The 4,996-nt window shown below is 49.5% G+C and carries 6 protein-coding genes; 1 reads left to right on the forward strand and 5 read right to left on the reverse strand.

The window, feature by feature from the left end; genetic code table 11:
- Window positions 1-4: 4 nt before the first annotated feature.
- From H6F80_RS03320 to H6F80_RS03335, 4 genes are all read right to left on the reverse strand, one after another.
- Window positions 5-265: an FmdB family zinc ribbon protein gene (locus tag H6F80_RS03320; protein WP_190790192.1), complete on the reverse strand. Its 261-nt coding sequence runs from the start codon at window positions 263-265 to the stop codon at window positions 5-7.
- A gap of 130 nt (window positions 266-395) precedes the next feature.
- Window positions 396-1,601, reverse strand: a complete 1,206-nt coding sequence (fmdA, locus tag H6F80_RS03325) for a formamidase (RefSeq protein ID WP_190790193.1) — start codon at window positions 1,599-1,601, stop codon at window positions 396-398.
- A 51-nt stretch (window positions 1,602-1,652) separates the two neighbouring features.
- A complete protein-coding gene (locus tag H6F80_RS03330) occupies window positions 1,653-1,973 on the reverse strand; it encodes an urease accessory protein UreF (RefSeq protein ID WP_190790194.1) in 321 nt (106 codons plus the stop codon).
- A 140-nt stretch (window positions 1,974-2,113) separates the two neighbouring features.
- Window positions 2,114-2,572, reverse strand: a complete 459-nt coding sequence (locus H6F80_RS03335) for a DUF4385 domain-containing protein (RefSeq protein ID WP_190790195.1) — start codon at window positions 2,570-2,572, stop codon at window positions 2,114-2,116.
- 305 nt (window positions 2,573-2,877) lie between these two features.
- Between H6F80_RS03335 and H6F80_RS03340 the strand changes: the two genes are divergently transcribed.
- Window positions 2,878-3,402 carry a DUF3291 domain-containing protein gene (locus H6F80_RS03340; protein WP_190790196.1) on the forward strand — a complete coding sequence of 175 codons (525 nt, stop codon included), beginning with the start codon at window positions 2,878-2,880 and terminating at the stop codon, window positions 3,400-3,402.
- A 397-nt stretch (window positions 3,403-3,799) separates the two neighbouring features.
- Here H6F80_RS03340 and H6F80_RS03345 read toward each other — a convergent pair whose 3' ends face one another.
- The gene (locus H6F80_RS03345; RefSeq protein WP_190790197.1) at window positions 3,800-4,612 is read right to left on the reverse strand and encodes a creatininase family protein; all 813 of its coding nucleotides are present in this window, start codon (window positions 4,610-4,612) and stop codon (window positions 3,800-3,802) included.
- Window positions 4,613-4,996 lie beyond the last annotated feature (384 nt).

A 4,996-nucleotide genomic window follows, 5' to 3' on the forward strand; every position in this document is an offset into this window, starting at 1 on the left:
TAAGTCAGTGACCGATCATCCAGGGTCGCTCTCCTGCATGGCTTCTGACTCTTGAAGGTTCCTGTGCTTTCTCTCGCGTAACGACCTGAGGCTCCCGATTCTCATGCTTTAGCCGCAGCGAACCTGATAGCAGAGCCGGTGGCGAAAAGATGCGTTTGGCGACCTTCTCGCAGTCAGGGCACTGAGCGGGTGCATTACACTCTGCCATCGTGCGCCATTCGTCGAATACACCGCATTCATCGCAGCGAAACTCATAGAGGGGCATACTGTATTCTCCAACGTTTTGGATAAGCTGCAATTGGTTTTTCTCTGCGTCAGGCAGGGTTCTACTGCTGCTTAAAGAGAACGAATTGTTCAGCCGAAGGATGCTGTTGATCCGCCTTCTTACCTAACTATCAAACAGGCAAAATGTTTTTGTCGAAAATTTCGGTTGGAATTGCCAGGGTACAGCAAGCATTGGGAATATCGACAATCCCACTTATTCGCCCCTCGACTGGCGCACAGCTTAACAGCAGGTAAGCCTGCTCTCCGGTATAGCCAAACTTCTTGAGATATTCGATCGCATTCAGGCAAGCCCGCCGATAAGCAATATGCACATCCATATAGTATTGCTTGCCTGTGAATTCATCGACCGAGATGCCCTCAAACACCAGATACTCCGAATAGCGGGGTTCAACGGGACCAGGCTTAAAGATCGGATTGGTCATGCCATATTTTTCAACGCCACCCTTGATCAGATCCACATGCAGGTCGATAAAGCCTGACATCTCGATCGCCCCACAAAAGGAGATTTCACCGTCCCCCTGCGAGAAGTGAATGTCGCCCATCGACAGTTTTGCGCCTTCCACATAAACCGGGAAATAAATGCGCGTGCCTCGCGACAAGTTCTTGATGTCGCAGTTGCCCCCATGTTCGCGCGGCGGTACGGTTCGGGCAGCTTCAGCCGCAACTCGCTCATACTCAGACTTAGGCAGCGTTCCCAAAATCGCATTTTGGGGATTGGGCAATGCGGCAAGGACGGGCTGGTCGCCTGAAAGTCCTGCCCCATAGGTGCGGCGATCGGGAGCTGTCTTCACCAGTTCTGCTTCGCGCTGGTTCCACTTCGCTAACAGTTCATGGGAAGGGGCACAGCCAATTAAGCCGGGATGGGTAATGCCTGCGAAGCGAACGCCAGGGATGTGGCGAGAGGAGGTATAAATGCCCTGAAAATCCCAAATCGCTTTTGCTGGATTGGGAAAGTGATCGGTGAGAAAGCCACCCCCGTTTTTTTTGTCGAAAATACCGGTAAAGCCCCATTCATCGCCCTGGAGTGCACCGATATCGAGCAGGTCTACCACGAGAATATCGCCCGGTTGCGCTCCATTTACCCAGATCGGACCACTCAAGACGTGAACAACCGTCAAGTCAACATCGCGGATATCATCTGGACTATCATTATTTTTGATTTGTCCATCAGTCCAGTCCTTGCATTCAATCCGAAACACATCACCAGGATTGACAGACGCCACAGCAGGAATATCAGGATGCCAGCGGTTGTGACCGGGAAGTTCCTGCTGATCTATTGGCTTCGTGAGGTCAACTTTGAAAAGTGTTTTTGGCATAGTCCCGTTCAGTTTAAGCAACGAAGTGGTGAACAAAGATTGAGACAAATATTAAGGCGATTGAAGACACTTAAGTAGTGAACAATCGTTGAGAAAAACGATGATGAGATATTTGAGCAATGTCAATGTAGGTGTACATGACCATAGGTCATCTAAATTGGCTAAAACTGCATTCTGGGCTACCGTTTCTAAATCTGGAGCGATCGCCGCTAGAGTTTGCTGAGCCGTCATATGCCCCAGTACGCCGAGTCGAGTCCCTGCGCCCAGTAATCCCGCCGTAAAGCTGTGCAGGAAGGCGAAAACAGTATCAGTCTTGGTTAACTGAGCCGCCTGTCCAACCAGCGCAAAGACGATTGCGTGCGCACAAACCATCCCTGCAACCGCAACAAGCTACCAAAGTGTCGTTTAAAGGGCGCGTCATCAAACCTAATCACGCAAATTGGGTGGTGATGTTCCAGCAGTTCTTCTAGAGTCATTCGGTTTAATCGTCATTCGATTAAAGTCATTCCGTTTTATGCGGTTTCATACAATTGGCGGTGACGATCGGCAAGCCTGAGATAGTCCGGGTCATTTTTGGCAAGCTGCCACTTCTCGTAAAAAATCCGGGCAGACTCGGCTTTGATCGGGTCTTCCTCACGCGGCAATACCGTCTTGCTGTCCTTTGCATACTTCCGCCCAGATTTGTGATTCGCATAGCGGCGCGACCGAGTGTAGCCCATCTGCAAAAACTTCCGCGCCATATCCATTCCCACAAAATCTTCCTGCGCCTTGTAATCCAAAAATCGCTGATAAATTGCCTCCGCCGACTGACGCGCAATCTCCGGGGTTTTAAACTTCCAGTCCGGCAAAATCTCGCTCTTGTAGGGTTCAACCATCAAAACACCCTGCTCTCCGCGACCAATTCGATAAAGTTCTGGGTGCTGGCGGAAGTCGATCGTTTTGTAGTCGAGGGAGTAGTTGAATTCGAGCATGGGGGAGTGGGTGAGAGTTTTTGGTTTTGGCAATCGAGCAATCAGGGGCGATCGAATCACTTTTCTATTGATTTACCCTTTCTTATCCCTTGCTTGTCTTCTCCCTAAATGCCTGTCCCAGCAAAACATCCGCCTCACAACCCCTACTTTCTGCCAGCGCTATCACTATCGCTCTCCGACTGCCTTCCCCAACCTCATTTCCCTGCCATGCCTCAAAAAACAAACTTAAAAAAACTACACGATCTATCTTTAGGAGGATGACTTGTGCCACAGTGTTGGTGATCTTTGCTTACCCTTCCTTTACCATGCAGCCTATTTCTCCCCAGTACTATCTTGCCCAGGTGAATACTGCCCGGTTACGCGCTTCGCTGGATACGCCGGAGATGGCAGATTTTGTTGCTCAAATTGAGGGAATTAATGCGATCGCTGACGAAGACCCTGGGTTTGTCTGGCGGCTTCGGAGTGAGGGCGCAAATGATGCCACAAGTATTCGTGCGTTTGATGATGACCAAATCCTGATTACGCTAACAGTCTGGAAATCGGTTGAAGCATTATCGAACTATGTTTATCGGGGCGCACACGGAGGAATTATGCGCGATCGACGGAAATGGTTTGAACGGCTAGATCAGCCCATTCTTGCGCTCTGGTGGATTCCGGTCGGGCATTTACCCACGATCGAAGAAGCTAAAGAACGGCTTGCCTATCTTCAGCAACACGGTTCTACACCGTTTGCTTTCTCGTTTGGAAAATCCTTTCCCAGCCCCGACTGCCTTGAAGGGGAAACTGCTTCGCATCGCATTCCAGTTACAGCAAGCGGCGCAGAATTGTAGCGGTTCAGCATCGCGATTATTGAGTTCGCGATTATTGAGTTTGAGCGATGTTCCAGCCTCTGCATTGCCCCCGCTATTTTCCTTCCTGACCCCAAACGTTGGGGGATTCTGAGCGTCAGAAAAGGCTCGGTTCCTCCTAGAATTGGGGGCTGGAACGTGCTTTAAAGTCCTTGCAGTCCCAATTCCTGAATGCTGAAGAACCTTTGACCCCTGCAAAGTCCCCCGATCTTGGGGGATTTAGGAGGCTTAAAGGACTTTGCAATTTAGCCGTTTAGAGTTTCAAAACATGCCATAAGAGACAGTTCGGTAAAGAGCATCGGTAAAGATCGATCGAAATCGAATAAGTTGAGAAAGTTCCTTGTACAGAACTTGTACAGAATCTCGCTCAAGCCCTTCCTTAAGGCGACTTCCAGGATTTTGGCTGCTGAAACCGATAAATATCCTGAATCGCCTGTACCCAGCCTTCCGCCAAAGATGCCAGAATTCGATCGCCTTTCTCGGCGGTTGCGGTAAGCGGATCACCAATCACACCCGATCGGCTTAAGTCACGGGTCGTCCAGGCAAAGGGCAGCTTTCCTTCGATGCTGAGTAGGCTCCCTTGCGGAAGTTCTGCGGGGTACTCGGCAACGGCATCTTGCATTCGCACTTGATCAGGCAACAGCGACAGCAACAGACTAGTTTCGGCATCCCCAGCATGAATTCCCAGTTCGGCTTCTTTGGGAGTCAGCAGTTCCAGCGCAATATTGGGCACGTTCCAGACGAAGCAGGGAAACACCATAAAATCTTCGTGTTTTTGATGCAGATCGCGGGCAACAATTTCGAGGATCTGGGGTTGTCCACCGTGCCCGTTCACAAACACCAGCTTGCGAAAGCCCGATCGATAAAGGCTTTCTCCCACTTCCATCAGCATCGTGATGAGCGTTTGAGCCGAAAGGGTAATTGTGCCGGGAAAGTGCCAGTGTTCGTTTGATTTGCCGTAATGCAGCGTGGGCAGTGCGTAAGCAGGAATTTCCTCATCGAGCTTTGATAGGGTTCTGCCAACAACTGCCGTACTAATTGCGGCATCTACAATCAGCGGTAAATGGGGTCCATGCTGCTCGATCGCCCCGATCGGCTGAATCAGGACAACGTTATCCTTATCGGGCATTGCCTGAATTGTGGTCCAGGTTAGATAAGGAAAGAACCGTTCTGGAGGAATGTATCCGTGCATGGAAGGAAGGTTACACCAAATTACACCCGTATTTTATTAATGATGGCATGACCCGATGTGTTCGCTGAAGAACTTTATGTTTTATACAAGCAGTGAATCAATTTGGGGAGATAGTGGGGAACTAGGAACACCGATCGTATTTCTATTGAATTTCCTCTGCTGACTCGGTCACAGCCTAAAGCTTTGCGGCTCTCTCATCAAATCCTTAGTTTCTTCATATTTTCTTGTTGAGCAGAGATTGCTTGAAGGTGGGGTCTACTAGTAAAAAATGAATATAGCCCAATTACGTTCGTCACGAATAATTCGATACATTTGCAGACCCCCTACTGCTATCCAATTTACTGGAGTCTGTCATGTCATTCGACAACGTTACTACAAAGCATT

This window comes from Leptolyngbya sp. FACHB-711 (assembly GCF_014695615.1).
Taxonomy (GTDB): Bacteria; Cyanobacteriota; Cyanobacteriia; order Elainellales; family Elainellaceae; genus Leptolyngbya_A.

Bases quoted from the DNA above. Each gene is read 5' to 3' on its own strand.
- H6F80_RS03320 (WP_190790192.1), bottom strand. From the start codon at position 265: ATGCCCCTCTATGAGTTTCGCTGCGATGAATGCGGTGTATTCGACGAA.
- fmdA (WP_190790193.1), bottom strand. From the start codon at position 1,601: ATGCCAAAAACACTTTTCAAAGTTGACCTCACGAAGCCAATAGATCAG.
- H6F80_RS03330 (WP_190790194.1), bottom strand. From the start codon at position 1,973: ATGGTTTGTGCGCACGCAATCGTCTTTGCGCTGGTTGGACAGGCGGCT.
- H6F80_RS03335 (WP_190790195.1), bottom strand. From the start codon at position 2,572: ATGCTCGAATTCAACTACTCCCTCGACTACAAAACGATCGACTTCCGC.
- H6F80_RS03340 (WP_190790196.1), top strand. From the start codon at position 2,878: ATGCAGCCTATTTCTCCCCAGTACTATCTTGCCCAGGTGAATACTGCC.
- H6F80_RS03345 (WP_190790197.1), bottom strand. From the start codon at position 4,612: ATGCACGGATACATTCCTCCAGAACGGTTCTTTCCTTATCTAACCTGG.